We start from the raw sequence: 15466 nt of genomic DNA, 5'->3' as shown, positions 1-15466 counted from the left end.
CCGCGGTGTCTCATCGTGGAGGCGCGGACAGATGCGCGAGCTTGTCCAGTACGGACGTCGCCGCGCGCAGCTTCTCCCACTCCTCCTCGTCGAGCTGACCGGCGAGGTCGGTGAGCCAGCGGTCCCGTTTCTTACGACTGGCGGCGAGCATGGACTCCGCGCGCTCGGTCCGGGTGACGACCTTCTGGCGCCGATCGTCGGGATGTGCCTCCAGCTTGACCAGGCCCTTGGACTCCAGCATGGCCACGATCCTCGTCATCGAAGGCGGCTGCACGTGCTCCTTGCGGGCGAGCTCTCCCGGGCTTGCCGAGCCGCACCGGGAGAGAGTCGCCAGCACCGACATCTCGGTCGGGCTGAGCGACTCGTCCACTCGCTGGTGCTTGAGCCTGCGTCCGAGCAGCATGATCGAGGAGCGGAGGGTATTCACGGCGGCGGCGTCCTCGCCGTGGGACAGGTCCGGCATAGTCGTTAGGGTAACTCATTAGTCCCGCTAACAACCACCCGTTGGTGAGCACTGCCACGGGTCGCCCGCGAAGACGCCGTCCGATGCCACATCTCGCCGGTGGAGAGCCGCACTTCACCCTTATGAGTGAGACTACGGCCGAACCGGGCCGCGCACACCACAGCCCCCAGGAACGTGGTGGGCATGACATCGAAGGTGCTCAGCGTCCGTATCGACAGTGAGCTTCTCGACCGGCTCACCCAGCACGCGGACCGACGACGGATGACCGTGCAGGACTACGTGATCGGCATGATCGTGCGGGAGGACTTCGACGAGCGCTTCAAGGCGGCGGTCGAGGAGACCGAGCGCTTCTACAGCCGCCCGCAGGGACCGACCACCGCCGGCCGCGGCGGCTCCGGAACGACCTGACGGCAGCCCGACCGCCGGGCCGTCCGCGACGCCCCGACCGCGCGACGCCCCGACCGCGCGACGCCCCGACTGCGCGACGGCCCGACTGCGCGACGGCCCGACCGCGCGCCCGTGTACGGACTCGGCCCCGTGCCGCGCCCGTCCGTGAACCGGGCCGGTGACGGGGGTCAGACGCCCAGCAGTTGCTCGATCGGGTTGAGCAGGAAGTACACCAGGAAGCAGAGAGCGACCGCGTTGAGCAGCCACGGGATCTCGCGGAAGCGGCCGGTCGCGGTGCGCAGCACCACGAAGGCCAGCACGCCGATGCCGATGCCGTTGGTGATGCTGTAGGTGAACGGCATCGAGACCATCGTGAGGAACGCCGGCACCGCGATGGTGGTGTCGTCCCACTCGATGTCCTTGACGTTGGCCGCCATGATCAGCAGTCCGACGACCACCAGGGCGGGGGTCGCGGCCTGTGAGGGCACCACGGTGGCCAGCGGGGTGAAGACCAGTGCGAGCAGGAAGAGACCGCCGGTCATCAGGTTCGCCAGGCCCGTACGGGCGCCCTCGCCGACACCGGCGGTGGACTCCACGAAGCAGGTGTTGGCCGAGCACGAGCCTGCGCCGCCGAGCGCGACCGCGGCGCCGTCCGTCATCAACACCCGGCCCATGCCGGGCAGTTGGCCCTTCTCGTCGGTGAGCTTTGCCTCCTCGCCGACGCCGATGATGGTGCCCATCGCGTCGAAGAAGCAGGACAGCAGCACCGTGAAGACGAAGAGGCAGCCGGTCAGGATGCCGACCTCGCGGAAGCCGCCGAAGAGCGAGATCTCTCCGATCAGCCCGAAGTCCGGTGCGCTGACGACCTTCTCCGGCAGCGAGGGGACGGCCAGGCCCCACTTCTCGTCCGGGATCGAGGCCACGCTGTTGATCACGATGGCGACCGCGGTCATCACCGCGATGCCGATCAGGATCGCGCCCTTGGTCCTGCGCACCAGCAGCACGAACATCAGCGCCAGGCCCAGCACGAAGACCACCACGGGCCAGCCCTGAAGCTGTCCGCCCTGCCCCAGCCCCAGCGGCACCGTCGTGTTCGCGGCGTCCGGGTTGCGGGTGACGAAGCCCGCGTCGACCAGGCCGATCAGCGAGATGAACAGGCCGATGCCGATCGCGATGGCCCGCCTGAGGCCACCGGGGATCGCGTCCAGCACACGCTGCCGCAGACCGGAGGCGACCAGCAGCATCAGCACCAGGCCGGCCAGCACCACCATGCCCATGGCGTCCGGCCAGCTCATCTTCGGTGCCAGCTGGAGCGAGACGACCGCGTTGATGCCGAGCCCAGCGGCGAGCGCGATCGGCACATTGCCGATGACGCCCATCAGCACCGTGGTCAGGCCCGCCATCAGCGCGGTGGCCGTGACCAGCTGCGCGTTGTCGAGCTGGTTGCCGTACTTGTCGGCGCCCGAGCCGAGGATGATCGGGTTCAGCACGATGATGTACGCCATCGCGAAGAACGTCGCCAGCCCGCCGCGCAGTTCACGGCTGACCGTGGAGCCGCGTTCGGTGAGCCGGAAGAAGTGGTCGAAGCCGTTGCGGGGAGCCTTCGGTGAGCTGGCGGAGGCAGCCGAACCAGTGGCCTGAGCGGACATGCGGAACCTCGGGTGGGGAGATGCGAGGAGCCTTCGCGCCGGCCCTGCGAGCCGGGAAGACGCGGATCCTTGAGGAGGCGCTCCACATTGAGGCCGGACCCTTGAAACCGGTCCAGTATGAGCGCACCGCGGAGCCGAAAGCCAATCTCCTGCGCGGGGCAGTGGCCATCCCCACAGTGCCCTCCGACGGCGCCGCGGCGGGACCTCGGCCGTGCTCGATACGCTGGTCGCGATCCGCCCGTACCGAGAGGCTGCCCCAGACCATGCGCGTGAGTAACTGGACCGATGGCAAGCGCCAGGCGCCGCCTCCGCTGGAGGGGAACGTCGTCGCCACCGTCACGGGCGGCACCGTGGTGTGGTTCGTCCTCTTCCTCGTCCAACTTCCCTTCTACGGCTGGTTCGCGGACCGCGGCCACACCTGGTGGGTCTGGACCCCGCTTGCCGGCACCGCCCTCGGGCTGATCGGCCTCTGGTACGTACGCCGCCGCGCCGCCGCCATCGCGCGCGCGGAACGCGCCGAGGCGGAACGTACGGAGGCGGAACGTACGGCAGCGGAACGTACGGAGGCGGACGGCGTGGAGGCGGCCGGGTCCGGCGGGTCCGGCGGGGACGCAGTGCCGGAGGCCGTCGGGCCGGACTTCGCCCGTACCGGGCTCAGCTCCGCGCAGGTCGCCGAACGCGTGGCGCGCGGCGAGATCAACGACGTACCCGTACGTTCCTCCCGCTCCACCGGCGAGATCGTCCGCGCGAACGTCTTCACCCGGTTCAACGCGATCATCGGTGTCCTCTTCGCGATCATTCTGGTCGTCGGGCCCATCCAGGACGGCCTGTTCGGCTTCGTGATCATCGCCAACACCGGTATCGGCATCATCCAGGAGCTGCGCGCCAAGCGGACCCTGGACAACCTCGCGGTCATCGGTGAGGCCAAGCCGAAGGTCCGGCGCGACGGCGCGAGCGTGGCGGTGCCGACCGGCGAGATCGTGCTCGGCGACCTGGTCGAGCTGGCCCCCGGCGACAAGGTCGTGGTGGACGGCGAGGTTGTCGGCGCCGACAACATGGAGATCGACGAGTCCCTGCTCACCGGCGAGGCCGACCCCGTCGTCAAGCAGCCCGGCGACACGGTGATGTCCGGCAGCTTCGTCGTCGCGGGCGGCGGCTCGTTCACCGCGACCAGGGTCGGCAAGGAGGCGTACGCCGCGCAACTGGCCGAGGAGGCCTCCCGCTTCACGCTCGTCCACTCCGAACTGCGCAGCGGCATCTCGCAGATCCTGAAATACATCACGTACATGCTGGTCCCGGCCGCGATCGGGCTCATCATCAGCCAGATGGTCGTGGAGAGCCGGGGCGCCGACGAGGCGATCCGGCGCATGATCGCCGGCATCGTGCCGATGGTCCCCGAAGGGCTCGTGCTGCTCACCTCGGTCGCCTTCGCGATCGGTGTGATCCGGCTGGGCCGCCAGCAGTGCCTGGTGCAGGAGCTGCCCGCGATCGAGGGCCTGGCCCGCGTCGACGTCGTCTGCCTGGACAAGACCGGCACTCTCACCGAGGGCGGCATGGACGTCACCGAGGTGCGGGGGCTCAACGGCGTCACCGAGGAGCGGGTGCGCGAGGTGCTCGCCGCCGTCGGCGACTCCGATCCGCGCCCCAACGCGAGCCTCCAGGCGATCATCGACGCCTGTCCCGCGCAGGACGCGGGCGGTTGGCGGTGCGAGAACGCGCTGCCGTTCTCCTCCGCCCGCAAGTACAGCGGCGCTGTCCTCACCGACCCGCGGGGCGAGACTGCGACCTGGCTGCTGGGCGCGCCCGACGTGCTGCTGCCCGCGGACGATCCGCGGCTGACCGAGATCGACGAACTCAACGCCCAGGGCCTGCGCATTCTGCTGCTCGCCCGAGGGACCCGTCCGCTGGACCACCCCGCCGTCGCCGACGGCGTCGAGCCCACCGGACTGGTCGTGGTGGAGCAGCGGCTGCGCCCCGAAGCCGCCGACACCCTGCGCTACTTCGAGGAGCAGGACGTCGCGGCCAAGGTGATCTCCGGCGACAACGCCGTCTCCGTGGGTGCCGTCGCCGGCAAGCTTCAACTCCCCGGCGCCGACGACCCGGTGGACGCCCGCCGGATGCCGCAGGGCAAGGAGGAGATGGCCGCCGCCATCGAACGCGGCGCCGTCTTCGGCCGGGTCAGCCCGCAGCAGAAGCGGGAGATGGTCGGCGCGCTCCAGGCCAAGGGCCACGACGTGGCGATGACCGGCGACGGCGTCAACGACGTACTGGCCCTGAAGGACGCCGACATCGGCGTCGCCATGGGCAGCGGCTCGGAGGCGGCCAAGTCCGTCTCGCAGATCGTGCTGCTGAACAACAGCTTCGCCACCCTGCCCTCGGTCGTCGCCGAGGGCCGCCGGGTCATCGGCAACATCGAGCGGGTCGCCAACCTCTTCCTGACCAAGACCGTCTACTCGGTGCTGCTCGCCGTCCTGGTGATCGCCTGGCAGATCCCGTACCCGTTCCTGCCGCGGCATCTGACGCTGCTCTCCGCCCTGACCATCGGCATCCCGGCCTTCTTCCTGGCCCTGGCGCCGAACGGGGAACGCGCCAAACCCCACTTCGTGCGCCGCGTCATGCGGTACGCGATCCCGTCCGGCATCATCGCGGCCACCGCCACGTTCACCTCGTACACGATCGCCAGGTCCTTCTACACCGGCGAGGGGTCGCTGGAGGCGGAGACCAGCGCGGCCACTCTGACGCTGTTCCTCACCGCGATGTGGGTGCTGGCGATCGTCGCCCGCCCCTACACCTGGTGGCGCGTCGGGCTGATCCTCACGATGGCGTGCGGCTTCGTGGTCGTGATGGTGACGCCGTGGTTGCAGCACTTCTTCCAGCTCAAGCTGGTCGGCCTCACCATGCCGCTCACGGCGGCGGCCATCGCCGCGGTGGCGGCGGTGCTCCTGGAGATCGCCTGGCGCGTCGTCGCCACCCGCTTCCCGGCGTAGCCGTTTGAGGCGGGTGGTGGTCGACGTTGTCGGGCCGGCCATGCCGAACGCCTGTGGCGCGTGCGCGAGTTGGTCCGGGCAGGCGGGCTCCGGTCGTTCAGAGGCCGGGGCGGTCGGTCCTGAGGTGGGAGAGGAAGGCCGTCCACTGCGAGGCGGGTACGGCGAGGGCGGGACCGCCGACGTTCTTGGAGTCGCGCACCTGCGCGACCGTGCGACCGGCTGCCACCTCGACGCAGTCGCCGCCGTTGTTGCTGCAGGAGGAGGTCAGCCAGCGGGGGACACGTTCGTGTTCGTCACGGATCGGCCTTTCGTCGCGCGCGGTGAGTTTTGCTTCCGAAGTGCCCGGCGAGAGCGGGCCGTTGAGGGGACGCACTGTTGTTGTGCCCCGGCCGGTGCGCATTCATCGGAGGGAGCACGCCGTTCCGTGGTGAACACCCCGGGTCGGTCACCACCGCTCTGAGCGCGTCCGTGCCTACCTTGGCCGGTATGGACGACATCGGAGTTGAGCTCGACGACTTTCTCGGCCGTTACGCCGGCACGCTCTCCGCGTACGACTCCCGGGGAGCGGCGGCCCTGTGGGGGAGTCCCGGCATGATTCTCACGGACCGGGAGGGCGCGCGCGGGCGTCCTTGGAGTCCCGTGAGGCCATGGCCGAAGGGCTGGAGCGGTCGTATCCCGTCTATCGCAAGCTCGGGCCGGCCTCCGTCGGGTACGAGCGTCTGGGCCACGAGTTGCTCAGCGAGGCCGTCGTGCTGGTCCGGGTGCGCCGGCTCTTCCACGCCGGTGACGGCGAGTTGATGACCGACAGCTTCGCGAGCTACGTACTGCGCCGTGACGAGGAAGGGCTGCGGGCTCATCTGTGTGTCCCCGCCGACGACATCGAGAAGTTGCAGGCTCTCGCGGATCGGAAGGGAGTCGACCTCTTCGAGTAGAACTTCCGGCGTGCGGCCCGCCGTTCACGTCGTACGGCCCCGCAGCGTCGTGCCGGCGCGGCGGGACCGTACGCGGTGTGCGTCAGTGGTCGGCCTTGAGGGTGGTGAGGAAGGCGGTCCACTGGGCGGCGGGCACGGCGAGGGCGGGACCGCCGACGTTCTTGGAGTCGCGCACCTGCGCGATCGTGCGGCTGGTTGCTACCTCGACGCACTGGCCGCCGTTGCCGCTGTAGGAGGAGGTCAACCAGCGGGGGGACTCGTTCGTGTTCGTCACGGGGTGCCCTTTCGCAGCTGGTGGATCATGGCTACGGACTCTGCTTGGGAGAGCGCTTCAGTCTGTAGCTGATGGTAGGCCATCAGAATTGGCAACACGAACGTGCTTTCGCGTTCAAAATGCCCTCGATGCGCCGATTCTGCGTAGAGCGCCACGGCTCGCTCCGGCAAGGTCAACACCGTGACAGGCAGACTGAACGGGCGCCGCGCGCCCATGCTGAATGGTGCGACCTGAAGCACGGTGTTGGGTAGCTCTGCGAACTCCAGCAGCCGTTGGTATTGCGCGTCCATGACGTCGGGTGTGCCCATCGGTCGGAGCAGGCAGCTTTCGTCGAGGACCGAGATGATCAGCGGCGATGGGGATCTATCCAGAGCGGCTTGGCGGCGTCCCACCAACTGCACACGCTCCTGAGCCTGTTCGGGAGTGATCGCTTCGCGTCGCACCGCATCTGCTTCCAACGCCGACGCGTAAGCAGAAGTCTGGAGCAACCCGGGGATCACGCCCACTTCGTAGAGTCGGATCTCTGCCGCGCGCGTCTCGTGAGCCAGGTACTCGGGAAATCCCTCGATCAGGGCAGTGTGGCGTACCGCTCGACTGTGACGTTCGAGTAGGTCGCCAGTCCCCAATGCCTTGTCAGCACCTGCTGCAAAACGGCGAGTTGGGGACCGTCTGCCAGTTTCTACTGCCGAGACATGGGTGCCTGAGCATCCAACGCGCTCGCCCAGCTCATCCTGAGTCCAACCGCGCTCGTCCCTCAGTGCGCGTAAACGCTCGCCGAATCGGGCGGTAGGGCTTTCATCGGGGTTCAAGTCCTTGCGGTTCACTGCATCACACCTCAACTCTCCGTCTGATATCCGCAAGTTGATGGATTCCGAACGCTACGCCACTCTGATGCTGTTCGGTAGCGGAATCGTCACGGAGGGGAGTCTTGATGGGGAGCGAGTGGCAACTGAAGGCGGACGGTGATGTTGAGAGTTCACCGACTCTGGGCATCGAGCGGAAGCGTGGTGGGCATTGCGGAAGTGAGCCTCAGATGGGTGGTCGGGATGAGGGCGCAGTGGAGGTTCCGCGAAAACTCGACGGAGTCGAGCTGAACGCGCGTATCGCTGGGCTGCGGGCGCGGATCGAGCAGCACTTCGAGGACTTGGAGAAGCGGTGAGTCAACGAACGTACGCCTTCAGGAAGTTCGTCGTGGTGCGGGACACCGAACCGGACCGCGAACCCACCTGCTTCGCGATGCAGTGCGCCGTCTGCGAGGAGGCCGGGCCGCTCGTCGAGTCGGCGAAGTCCTCGGACGCGCAGGGGCAGTTGAGGGCCGACGAGGCGGCGAAGAGGCAGGCGGCACAGTGGGTGCCGGTGCACCGCCGGGAGCACCCGGAGCACCTCTCGCACCGGTTGATCCGTACGACCCCGTACCGGCTGGTGCCGGGGGAGTGGGAGTGAGAAGGGCGAGCGCGTGCGGCGGGATGTCCGCCGGGCCTCCGAACGCCGAACGCCGTCGACGTGTCCCCTCACACGTCGACGGCGCGATCAAACGGTCGGCCGGTGCCTCGGGTCAGTCGAGGCAGAACTCGTTGCCCTCGATGTCCTGCATCACCAGGCACGACTCGTTGACCCCGTCGGCGACGAGCAGCCGTACCCGCGTCGCGCCGAGCGGGAGCAGTCGGGCGCACTCCGATTCCAGCGCGGCGAGGCGCTCCTCGCCCACCATGCCGGTGCCGACGCGCACATCCAGATGCAGCCGGTTCTTGGCCGCCTTGCCCTCCGGCACCCGCTGGAAGTACAGCCGCGGACCGGCGCCCGAGGGGTCGGAGCAGACGAAACCCGCGTCGCGCGACTCGGGCGGCTGCGTCTCCTCGTAGGCGTCCCAGCTGTCGAACCCCTCCGGTACGGGCGGTACGACGTAGCCGAGAACCTCGCACCAGAAGCGGGCGAGACGCTGCGGCTCCGCGCAGTCGAAGGTGATCTGTACCTGCCGGATGGGTGCCATGGCGGGATCGTAGGACGGGTGAACCTGCCGCGGCCAGTGATTATTTCGAGTGCGTGTGGGGCGTGTGGTGCGGGTGGGGTGTGTGTGGTCAGGAGACGCAGAACTCGTTGCCCTCGGGGTCGGTGAGTACGGACCACTGGCCGCCCTGGTCGTCGACGTCGTGGAGGTGGGCGGCGCCGAGCGCGACGAGGCGGGCGACCTCCGCCTCGCGACTGCCGTGCTCGGCGTGCACATCGATGTGGAGGCGGTTCTTGGCGGTCTTGGGCTCGGGGACTTGTTGGAAGAGGATGCGGCGGCCGAGTCCGATGCCGGTCTCCGCAGCGTACGGGTCGTCGGGGTGGCGTACGGCCACGACGGTCCGCCAGGAGGGGTGGCCGTGGTGCTCGGTGAGGAGCGAGTCGTCGATGGCACCGGCGGCTAGCAGCCCGTTGATGAGGACGCTGTTGTCCTCGACCAGGTAGCCGAGGGCCTGTGCCCAGAAGTCGGCGACGAGGTGCGGGTCGTGGGCGTCGACGACGAGCTTCCAGCTCAGGGCCATGGCGCGACTCCGGTGTGAGGTGGGGTGGCGTACGGCAATGCGGGCGCGGCAGCCGCCTTCACTGCGGCGGCCTTCGCCGCACCGGGCGCAGCCTGGGCCGCTCCAGCCCCCAGCAGCGTGCCTCCCGCGAGCGCGGAGACGCCCAGCGCCACCGCGGTGGCGCTGGGCGTCTCCGCGCTCGCGGGAGGCACGCTGCTGGGGGCTGGAGCGGCCCAGGCTGCGCCCGGTGCGGCGAAGGCCGCCGCATCCTCTTCCAACAAGTCCCCGAGCCCAAGACCGCCAATGGTTGTACGCACCTTTTACTCCTTTTAGCCACTCCTTCCAAAAGCGCAGCTCAACGCAGGGGACCCATTCCCGGCCGCTCTGAACCCGCCCCGAGAGCCGCGCACTTCACAGTCCGCACGCCCCCACGTCACCACCCGCGCCGCCACTCCGACCCAACCACCCCGCCACCGCCACACCGCGCGCTACGTCGACAACACCGGCACGGTCGTCACCCCGGCCGGGGTGACGACCGTGCCGGTGTTGTCGACGTAGCGCGCGGTGTGGCGGTGGCGGGGTGGTTGGGTCGGAGTGGCGGCGCGGGTGGTGACGTGGGGGCGTGCGGACTGTGAAGTGCGCGGCTCTCGGGGCGGGTTCAGAGCGGCCGGGAATGGGTCCCCTGCGTTGAGCTGCGCTTTTGGAAGGAGTGGCTAAAAGGAGTAAAAGGTGCGTACAACCATTGGCGGTCTATCTATGTCGAACTGGTGGAAAGCAGGGGGAAGGCTCGGTGAACGGGGAGAAGTATCGCGTCCCGCAGTCATGAAATATCGCCAGAAGACGGTTGATTGCGGGTGGTGGCGAACGTCCCGGGTCGGCTTTCTCGTCGAGATCTCACGCCCCGGACGGGGCACCAGGGAAGGACACGAACACCATGGCTCTGAACACGCGTCGTATCAGGATCACCGCGGTGGCGCTGGGCGTCTCCGCGCTCGCGGGAGGCACGCTGCTGGGGGCGGGAGCGGCCCAGGCTGCGCCCGGTGCGGCGAAGGCCGCCGCAGTGAAGGCGGCTGCCGCGCCCGCATTGCCGTACGGCACGGTCGTCACCCCGGCCGGGGTGAACACCAGGCAGTACCCGAGCACCGACTCCTCGGTGAAGGGGGTCCTGGTGTACGGGCAGCAGGTGGGCCTGGACTGCAAGGTCAATGCTCAGAACGTGGGCGGCAACACCGTCTGGTTCAAGCTGCGGGGTGCCGAGCAGTGGGTGACCGCGCGCTACGTCGACAACACCGGCACGGTCCTGCTGTGCAAGGACAAGTACCCGACGGCGGCGAACGGGAGCCGTGCGGCGAACGAGGCCAAGGGCTGAGCGCTGCGCGGGAGTTGACGTCCGTGGGGCTCGGCGGGGGAACGCCGGGCCCCACGGCGCACGGAGGCAACGGGCTCGATGGGCCGGGGAGTTGGTGGCCAGCCCGGTGCCGGACGTCGCGCCGCACTGCTCATCGGCTCTCGGTGGGCGGGGTAAGGGCGCGGCTCAACCGACCTCAGGGGAGAGGACGTTGAGCAGGTGCTCGACCTCGCGGGCGACGGCGGCGCGGGCCGGGCCGAGATAGGTGCGGGGGTCGGCCGTCTCCGGGCGTTCGGCCAGCTGCTCGCGCACGGCGGCGGTGAACGCCTTGTTGAGGTGTGTGGCGACGTTCACCTTGGTCATACCGGCGGCCACCGCCCGGCGCAGATCGTCGTCGCCCACTCCGGAGGAGCCGTGCAGCACCAGCGGCACCGGCACCGAGGTGCGCAACTCGCCGATCAGCGCGAAGTCCAGCACGGCGTCCCTGGTGAGCATCGCGTGCGAACTGCCGACGGCGACGGCGAGCGCGTCCACCCCGGTGGCCGCGACGAACTCGCGGGCCTCGGCCGGGTCGGTGCGGACGCCGGGAGCGTGGGCGCCGTCCTTGCCGCCGACCTCGCCGAGTTCGGCCTCCACCCAGACACCGTGCCGGTGGCAGTGCTCCGTGACGGCCGCGGTGGCGGCCAGGTTCTCGTCGTACGGCAGCTTGGAGGCGTCGAACATCACGCTGGAGAAGCCGAGTTGGACGGCCTCGTGGGCGAGCGCTGCCGACTCCGCATGGTCGAGGTGCACCGCGACCGGCACCCGGGCGGCGCGGGCGACCGCCAGTGTCGCGTGTGCCAAAGGAGCGAGGGCGCCGTGGTACTTCGCGGTGTTCTCACTGATCTGGAGAACGACGGGCCGCCGCGCCGCCTCGGCGCCGGTGACGATCGCCTCCGCGTGCTCCAACTGGACGACGTTGAACGCGCCGACCCCGCGTCCGGCGAGCGCTGCCGGACGGACGATCTCGTCGGTGGGTGCGAGCGGCGGGCGGACGCCGACGGGGTGGCGAACGGTGAGTTGTCGGCGTGCGCGGAGGTGGCCGGAGGCGCGGCGGAGGCGGTGGTGACGGTGGCGGCGGAGGGTGCCGCGGCACCCTCCGCCGCCACCGTCACCACCGCCTCCGCCGCGCCTCCGGCCACCTCCGCGCACGCCGACAACTCACCGTTCGCCACCCCGTCGGCGTCCGCCCGCCCGCCGCACCCACCGACGAGATCGTCCGTCCGGCAGCGCTCGCCGGACGCGGGGTCGGCGCGTTCAACGTCGTCCAGTTGGAGCACGCGGAGGCGATCGTCACCGGCGCCGAGGCGGCGCGGCGGCCCGTCGTTCTCCAGATCAGTGAGAACACCGCGAAGTACCACGGCGCCCTCGCTCCTTTGGCACACGCGACACTGGCGGTCGCCCGCGCCGCCGCGGGCGTCGTGGACCCCGGCGGGCCCGCCGGGGTCCACGACGCCCGCGGCGGCCGTACTGCGCCCGGTGGCGGGCGAATTCGACGTCCGCGCAGCTCGTCGTGGGCGCGGACGTCGAACTCGCCCGCCACCGGGCGCAGTACGGCCGCCGCCGAGACGGCGACCGCCTCGCTCAGCACCTCGGGCCAGCCCTCCGGGTACGCAGTACGGCCGTCCGCGATCCCTGCGGCGAGGGCCGCGACGCAGGCGTCGCCCGCACCTGTCGGGTTGCCGGCGAGTCTCGCGGGCGGCGCGGCGTACCAGGCGCCGTGCGGTGTGTCGGCGTACAGCCCGTCCGGTCCGGCAGAGGCGACCACGGCGCGGGCGCCGAGCGCGCGCAGCCGCGCGACCGCCTCCGGCAGCGTCCATCCGCCGACGTCGTGCGGACCGTCGCGGGGACGGTCCGGCGCGGCGTCGGGGCTGCCGTCCGGGCTGTTCGTGGTGTTGGTGGCGTCGCCGGGCGGGTTGGGACGGCTCGCGGTGGAGCTGTCCCGAGAGGCGTTGTGCGTCAACTCAGGGCAGTCACCAAGGAGTTCGGCGAGTTCGGCGGCGTTCGGCTTGACCAGATCGGGGCCGGCGGGCAGGGCGGTACGGAGGGCGGGCCCGCTGGTGTCCACGACGGCCGCCGCGCCCCGGCCGTCGTCGCCGTACCGGTGCGCGAGCCGTACGAGCTGGGCGTACGCGTCCTGCGGCACTCCCGGCGGGAGGCTGCCGGAGAGCACGGCGACGCGGCAGTCCGCGACGAGCGAGCGGAAGCGGTCGGTGAAGGCGTCCCATTCGGCGGGGGAGACGGTCGGACCGGGCTGGTTGAAGAGTGTGGCGTCGCCGTCCTCGGCGGAAACGATCGCGACGGTGCGGCGTGACTCGCCCCCGATGCGCAGGAGTTGCTCCGTGAGCCCCGCCGACTCCAGCTCCGCGCGGATGAGTTGGCCCGTACTGCCGCCGGCCAGACCGGTCGCGGTGGCGGGCCGGCCGAGGGCGTGCAGCACCCTGGAGACGTTGAGGCCCTTGCCGCCGGCGCGCTCGTGGCTCCGCTCGACGCGGTGCGAGGCTCCCGGGGCGAGCGCGGCCACGTCGTAGGTGACGTCGAGCGCGGCGTTCAGTGTCACGGTGAGGATCACGACGGCCAACTCTCCTGCTCTGCACGGCCGTTGGCCGTCCGGGACACCGTGGCGGCGGTGGCGTACGGGTGTGGGGCGCGGTCATCTCGTCCGCCGCCGTCAGCGCTCCTGGGCGCCCAGGACGACGGACCGGGTGAGGTTGCGCGGCCGGTCCGGGTTGTGGCCCGCGGCCTCGGCGAGCAGCACGGCGAGCCGTTGTGCGCGCACCAGATCGGCGAGCGGGTCGAGTGCGCCGGTGTCCGAGGCCGTCTCCAAGTGGCCGCCGACGCCGCGCACTTCGTCCGCGAGTCCGGCCGGCACCTCGCCGAGCACCCAGGCCACCCGGCCGGGGCCGGTGATGCTGATCGGGCCGTGGCGGTACTCCATGGCGGGGTACGCCTCGGTCCACGCCTGCGCGGCCTCGCGCATCTTGAGGCCGGCCTCAAGCGCCAGACCGTAGGTCCAGCCGGTGCCGAGAAAGGTGAACTGCTCGGCGGAGCTGAGCTGTTCGGACAGCGGCGCGGTCAGGGCGCGCTCGGCGTCCGCTGCGGCTCGCTCGATCCCGGCGACTCCGGCGGGCAGCGCGTCCTCGGCTTCCAGGTGGGCCCGGAAGAGCGCGAGTGCGGTGGTGGCGAAACGGGTCTGGACGACCGACTCCTCGTCCGCGAAGTCCAGGACGGCGACCGCGTCGGCCAGGCCCGTGATCGGGGTGTTCGGGTCGCCGGTCACCGCGCCGGTGGGGGTGTCGGTGCCCTGTACGCGCTCCAGCAGTTCGAGCACCTCGGTCGTGGTGCCCGAGCGGGAGAGCGCCAAAATCCGGTCGTAGGTGCGGCCGTGGGGGAACTCGGAGGCGGCGAAGGCGTCGGTCTCGCCGTGGCCGCCTCCCTCGCGCAGCGCCGCGTAGGACTGGGCCACGAACCAGGACGTACCGCAGCCGACCACGGCGACCCGCTCGCCCCTGCGCGGCAGGGCCGCTGTGTGATGCTCCAGGGTGCGGACGGCCTCGCGCCAGGTGTCCGGCTGGCTGGCGATCTCCACTGCGGTGCGTGAGCTGCCGGGCTCCGCCGGGGCGGCGGCGGAGGTGCCGTTGGCTGCGGACATGTGGGGCTCCCTGGGACGGCGGCGGATGCGTGGCGGCGGCGCGGGTGCGGTCGGCGATCTGGTCGGTGGTGCGGGCGGTGCGGGCGGTGCGAGTGCTGTGGGTGTTGTGAGTGGGGCGGCGGCGGTGAGTGAGCCGTGGGACGTGTGCTGTGGTGCGTGAAACTGCTCGATTGGCGGTCTGAGCAATCATAAATGAACGCACTTCCGGTGGTCCGAGTATCCACCAGGCCGCATCGCCGGTCCAGCCGTCGCGAGGGACGGCCGCCGACTGCCGGGGGCGGTGGTCACACAGAGGTACCGGCCTACGATCGAGACCTGCCCCCGCGCGCCCGCCGCACCGCGAGCCGCGCACAGCCGTGAGGAGTCCCAGGCATGTCCAAGCACGAGAGGTGGAGTGCGCTTCTGGAACTCCTGGCCACCGAGGGCCGGTTGGAGGTGGAGGAGGCCGCCCTCGCGCTGGAGGTCTCCAGCGCGACCATCCGCCGGGACCTCGACGAGCTCGCCGGTCAGCAGATGCTCGTGCGCACCAGGGGCGGCGCCATCGCACACGGTGTCTCCTACGAGCTTCCGCTGCGCTACAAATCCGCTCGCCACGCCTCGGAGAAGCAGCGCATCGCCGCCGCCGCGGCCGACCTGATCAGCAACGGAGAGGTCGTCGGGCTCAACGGCGGCACCACCACCACCGAGGTCGCCCGCACCCTGGCCCTGCGCACCAGCGGCAGCCCGGACAGCACGGCCGGAGGGCCCTCGGCGGGGTCCCCCGCGCTCACCGTGGTCACCAACGCGCTCAACATCGCGGGCGAACTCGCCGTCCGTCCGCAGATCAAGATCGTGACCACCGGTGGTGTGGCCCGGCCGCAGACCTTCGAGCTGGTCGGCCCGCTCACCCTGGGTGTGCTGAACGAAGTGGCCCTGGACGCGGTGGTGTTGGGTGTCGACGGGATCGACCCGCGACTGGGAGTGATGGCCCACCACGAGGACGAGGCGAGCATCAGTCGGCTTTTCGCCGAACGCGCCCACCGTGTCATCGTGGTGACCGACTCCTCCAAGATGGGCCGCCGCGCCTTCGCCCGGATCTGCGATCTCGACCGGGTCGACGTACTGGTGACGGACAAGGGCATCAGCGACGAGGACCGGGAACGGATGACGGAGGCGGGAGTCCGCGTACTCGCGGTCTGAACCGCCGTCCCGCCCCGAACCCCCTGCCCAGTCACGCCCGACGGCCTCC

At 70.5% G+C, this 15466-nt stretch carries 17 protein-coding genes and 2 pseudogenes; 8 read left to right on the top strand and 11 right to left on the bottom strand.

The genetic code is table 11. From position 1 onward, the window contains the following. Positions 1–10: 10 nt before the first annotated feature. A complete protein-coding gene (locus JGS22_RS04910; RefSeq protein ID WP_211039665.1) occupies positions 11–463 on the bottom strand; it encodes a MarR family winged helix-turn-helix transcriptional regulator in 453 nt (150 codons plus the stop codon). A gap of 183 nt (positions 464–646) precedes the next feature. On the opposite strand from JGS22_RS04910, the gene JGS22_RS04905 reads away from it, so the two are divergent. After that, positions 647–871: a hypothetical protein gene (locus JGS22_RS04905; RefSeq protein ID WP_211039664.1), complete on the top strand. Its 225-nt coding sequence runs from the start codon at positions 647–649 to the stop codon at positions 869–871. 167 nt (positions 872–1038) lie between these two features. On the opposite strand, the gene JGS22_RS04900 is transcribed toward JGS22_RS04905, so the two are convergent. Further along, entirely contained in the window at positions 1039–2499 is a 1461-nt protein-coding gene (locus JGS22_RS04900; protein ID WP_211039663.1) for an NCS2 family permease, read from the bottom strand. Between the two features lie 614 nt (positions 2500–3113). Between JGS22_RS04900 and JGS22_RS04895 the strand changes: the two genes are divergently transcribed. After that, positions 3114–5486 (top strand): HAD-IC family P-type ATPase, encoded by a 2373-nt coding sequence (locus tag JGS22_RS04895; protein WP_308405796.1) that lies wholly within the window; start codon positions 3114–3116, stop codon positions 5484–5486. A 97-nt stretch (positions 5487–5583) separates the two neighbouring features. On the opposite strand, the gene JGS22_RS26960 is transcribed toward JGS22_RS04895, so the two are convergent. Further along, complete coding sequence (locus JGS22_RS26960) at positions 5584–5886, bottom strand: DUF397 domain-containing protein (protein WP_211039661.1); 303 nt, start codon at positions 5884–5886, stop codon at positions 5584–5586. A 247-nt stretch (positions 5887–6133) separates the two neighbouring features. On the opposite strand from JGS22_RS26960, the gene JGS22_RS04885 reads away from it, so the two are divergent. Further along, positions 6134–6418, top strand: a complete 285-nt coding sequence (locus tag JGS22_RS04885) for a hypothetical protein (protein WP_211039660.1) — start codon at positions 6134–6136, stop codon at positions 6416–6418. Between the two features lie 82 nt (positions 6419–6500). Here JGS22_RS04885 and JGS22_RS04880 read toward each other — a convergent pair whose 3' ends face one another. Together JGS22_RS04880 and JGS22_RS04875 are read right to left on the bottom strand one after the other, a co-directional pair. After that, on the bottom strand, positions 6501–6692 hold the full coding sequence (locus JGS22_RS04880) for a DUF397 domain-containing protein (RefSeq protein WP_211039659.1): 192 nt from the start codon (positions 6690–6692) through the stop codon (positions 6501–6503). Further along, positions 6689–7516 carry a helix-turn-helix domain-containing protein gene (locus JGS22_RS04875; protein ID WP_211039658.1) on the bottom strand — a complete coding sequence of 276 codons (828 nt, stop codon included), beginning with the start codon at positions 7514–7516 and terminating at the stop codon, positions 6689–6691. The genes JGS22_RS04880 and JGS22_RS04875 overlap by 4 nt, the downstream gene beginning before the upstream one ends. A 209-nt stretch (positions 7517–7725) precedes the next feature. Here JGS22_RS04875 and JGS22_RS26735 point away from each other — a divergent pair, with 209 nt between their 5' ends. Further along, complete coding sequence (locus JGS22_RS26735; protein ID WP_268980883.1) at positions 7726–7851, top strand: hypothetical protein; 126 nt, start codon at positions 7726–7728, stop codon at positions 7849–7851. Beyond that, positions 7848–8135 (top strand): DUF7848 domain-containing protein, encoded by a 288-nt coding sequence (locus JGS22_RS04870; protein ID WP_211039657.1) that lies wholly within the window; start codon positions 7848–7850, stop codon positions 8133–8135. Before JGS22_RS26735 ends, JGS22_RS04870 begins: the two co-directional genes overlap by 4 nt. A gap of 112 nt (positions 8136–8247) precedes the next feature. On the opposite strand, the gene JGS22_RS04865 is transcribed toward JGS22_RS04870, so the two are convergent. The 3 genes from JGS22_RS04865 to JGS22_RS04855 all read right to left on the bottom strand — a co-directional run bounded on the left by JGS22_RS04865 (position 8248) and on the right by JGS22_RS04855 (position 9516). Continuing rightward, positions 8248–8682, bottom strand: a complete 435-nt coding sequence (locus JGS22_RS04865; protein WP_211039656.1) for a VOC family protein — start codon at positions 8680–8682, stop codon at positions 8248–8250. 88 nt (positions 8683–8770) lie between these two features. Next, positions 8771–9220, bottom strand: coding sequence for a VOC family protein (locus JGS22_RS04860; RefSeq protein WP_216814839.1), 450 nt, complete (start codon positions 9218–9220; stop codon positions 8771–8773). Next, positions 9211–9516 (bottom strand): hypothetical protein, encoded by a 306-nt coding sequence (locus JGS22_RS04855; protein WP_216814838.1) that lies wholly within the window; start codon positions 9514–9516, stop codon positions 9211–9213. Before JGS22_RS04855 ends, JGS22_RS04860 begins: the two co-directional genes overlap by 10 nt. A gap of 617 nt (positions 9517–10133) precedes the next feature. Between JGS22_RS04855 and JGS22_RS04850 the strand changes: the two genes are divergently transcribed. Beyond that, entirely contained in the window at positions 10134–10568 is a 435-nt protein-coding gene (locus JGS22_RS04850) for an SH3 domain-containing protein (RefSeq protein WP_211043778.1), read from the top strand. Positions 10569–10733: 165 nt separating this feature from the next. Here JGS22_RS04850 and JGS22_RS04845 read toward each other — a convergent pair whose 3' ends face one another. Continuing rightward, positions 10734–11552, bottom strand: coding sequence for a class II fructose-bisphosphate aldolase (locus tag JGS22_RS04845; protein ID WP_216815065.1), 819 nt, complete (start codon positions 11550–11552; stop codon positions 10734–10736). A gap of 248 nt (positions 11553–11800) precedes the next feature. Between JGS22_RS04845 and JGS22_RS04840 the strand changes: the two are divergent. Further along, a pseudogene (locus tag JGS22_RS04840) lies at positions 11801–11998 on the top strand (class II fructose-bisphosphate aldolase); the annotation flags it as partial. Between the two features lie 143 nt (positions 11999–12141). On the opposite strand, the pseudogene JGS22_RS25960 reads toward JGS22_RS04840, so the two are convergent. Then, positions 12142–13146: pseudogene (locus JGS22_RS25960) on the bottom strand (1-phosphofructokinase family hexose kinase); the annotation flags it as partial. A gap of 111 nt (positions 13147–13257) precedes the next feature. Continuing rightward, the gene (locus tag JGS22_RS04830; protein ID WP_211043489.1) at positions 13258–14238 is read right to left on the bottom strand and encodes an SIS domain-containing protein; all 981 of its coding nucleotides are present in this window, start codon (positions 14236–14238) and stop codon (positions 13258–13260) included. Positions 14239–14610: 372 nt separating this feature from the next. Between JGS22_RS04830 and JGS22_RS04825 the strand changes: the two genes are divergently transcribed. Next, positions 14611–15417 (top strand): DeoR/GlpR family DNA-binding transcription regulator, encoded by an 807-nt coding sequence (locus JGS22_RS04825; protein WP_211043492.1) that lies wholly within the window; start codon positions 14611–14613, stop codon positions 15415–15417. Positions 15418–15466 lie beyond the last annotated feature (49 nt).

It is taken from the genome of Streptomyces tardus, from assembly GCF_018101125.2.
Taxonomy (GTDB): Bacteria; Actinomycetota; Actinomycetes; order Streptomycetales; family Streptomycetaceae; genus Streptomyces; species Streptomyces tardus.
This window is presented reverse-complemented; position numbering and strand designations above follow the sequence as displayed.

Excerpts from the sequence above, each read along its gene's own strand:
- JGS22_RS04825 (WP_211043492.1), top strand. The coding sequence starts at position 14,611 with ATGTCCAAGCACGAGAGGTGGAGTGCGCTTCTGGAACTCCTGGCCACC.
- JGS22_RS04830 (WP_211043489.1), bottom strand. The coding sequence starts at position 14,238 with ATGTCCGCAGCCAACGGCACCTCCGCCGCCGCCCCGGCGGAGCCCGGC.
- JGS22_RS04885 (WP_211039660.1), top strand. The coding sequence starts at position 6,134 with ATGGCCGAAGGGCTGGAGCGGTCGTATCCCGTCTATCGCAAGCTCGGG.
- JGS22_RS04910 (WP_211039665.1), bottom strand. The coding sequence starts at position 463 with ATGCCGGACCTGTCCCACGGCGAGGACGCCGCCGCCGTGAATACCCTC.
- JGS22_RS26735 (WP_268980883.1), top strand. The coding sequence starts at position 7,726 with ATGGGTGGTCGGGATGAGGGCGCAGTGGAGGTTCCGCGAAAACTCGAC.
- JGS22_RS04905 (WP_211039664.1), top strand. The coding sequence starts at position 647 with ATGACATCGAAGGTGCTCAGCGTCCGTATCGACAGTGAGCTTCTCGAC.
- JGS22_RS04900 (WP_211039663.1), bottom strand. The coding sequence starts at position 2,499 with ATGTCCGCTCAGGCCACTGGTTCGGCTGCCTCCGCCAGCTCACCGAAG.
- JGS22_RS04860 (WP_216814839.1), bottom strand. The coding sequence starts at position 9,220 with ATGGCCCTGAGCTGGAAGCTCGTCGTCGACGCCCACGACCCGCACCTC.
- JGS22_RS04850 (WP_211043778.1), top strand. The coding sequence starts at position 10,134 with ATGGCTCTGAACACGCGTCGTATCAGGATCACCGCGGTGGCGCTGGGC.
- JGS22_RS04865 (WP_211039656.1), bottom strand. The coding sequence starts at position 8,682 with ATGGCACCCATCCGGCAGGTACAGATCACCTTCGACTGCGCGGAGCCG.
- JGS22_RS26960 (WP_211039661.1), bottom strand. The coding sequence starts at position 5,886 with ATGCGCACCGGCCGGGGCACAACAACAGTGCGTCCCCTCAACGGCCCG.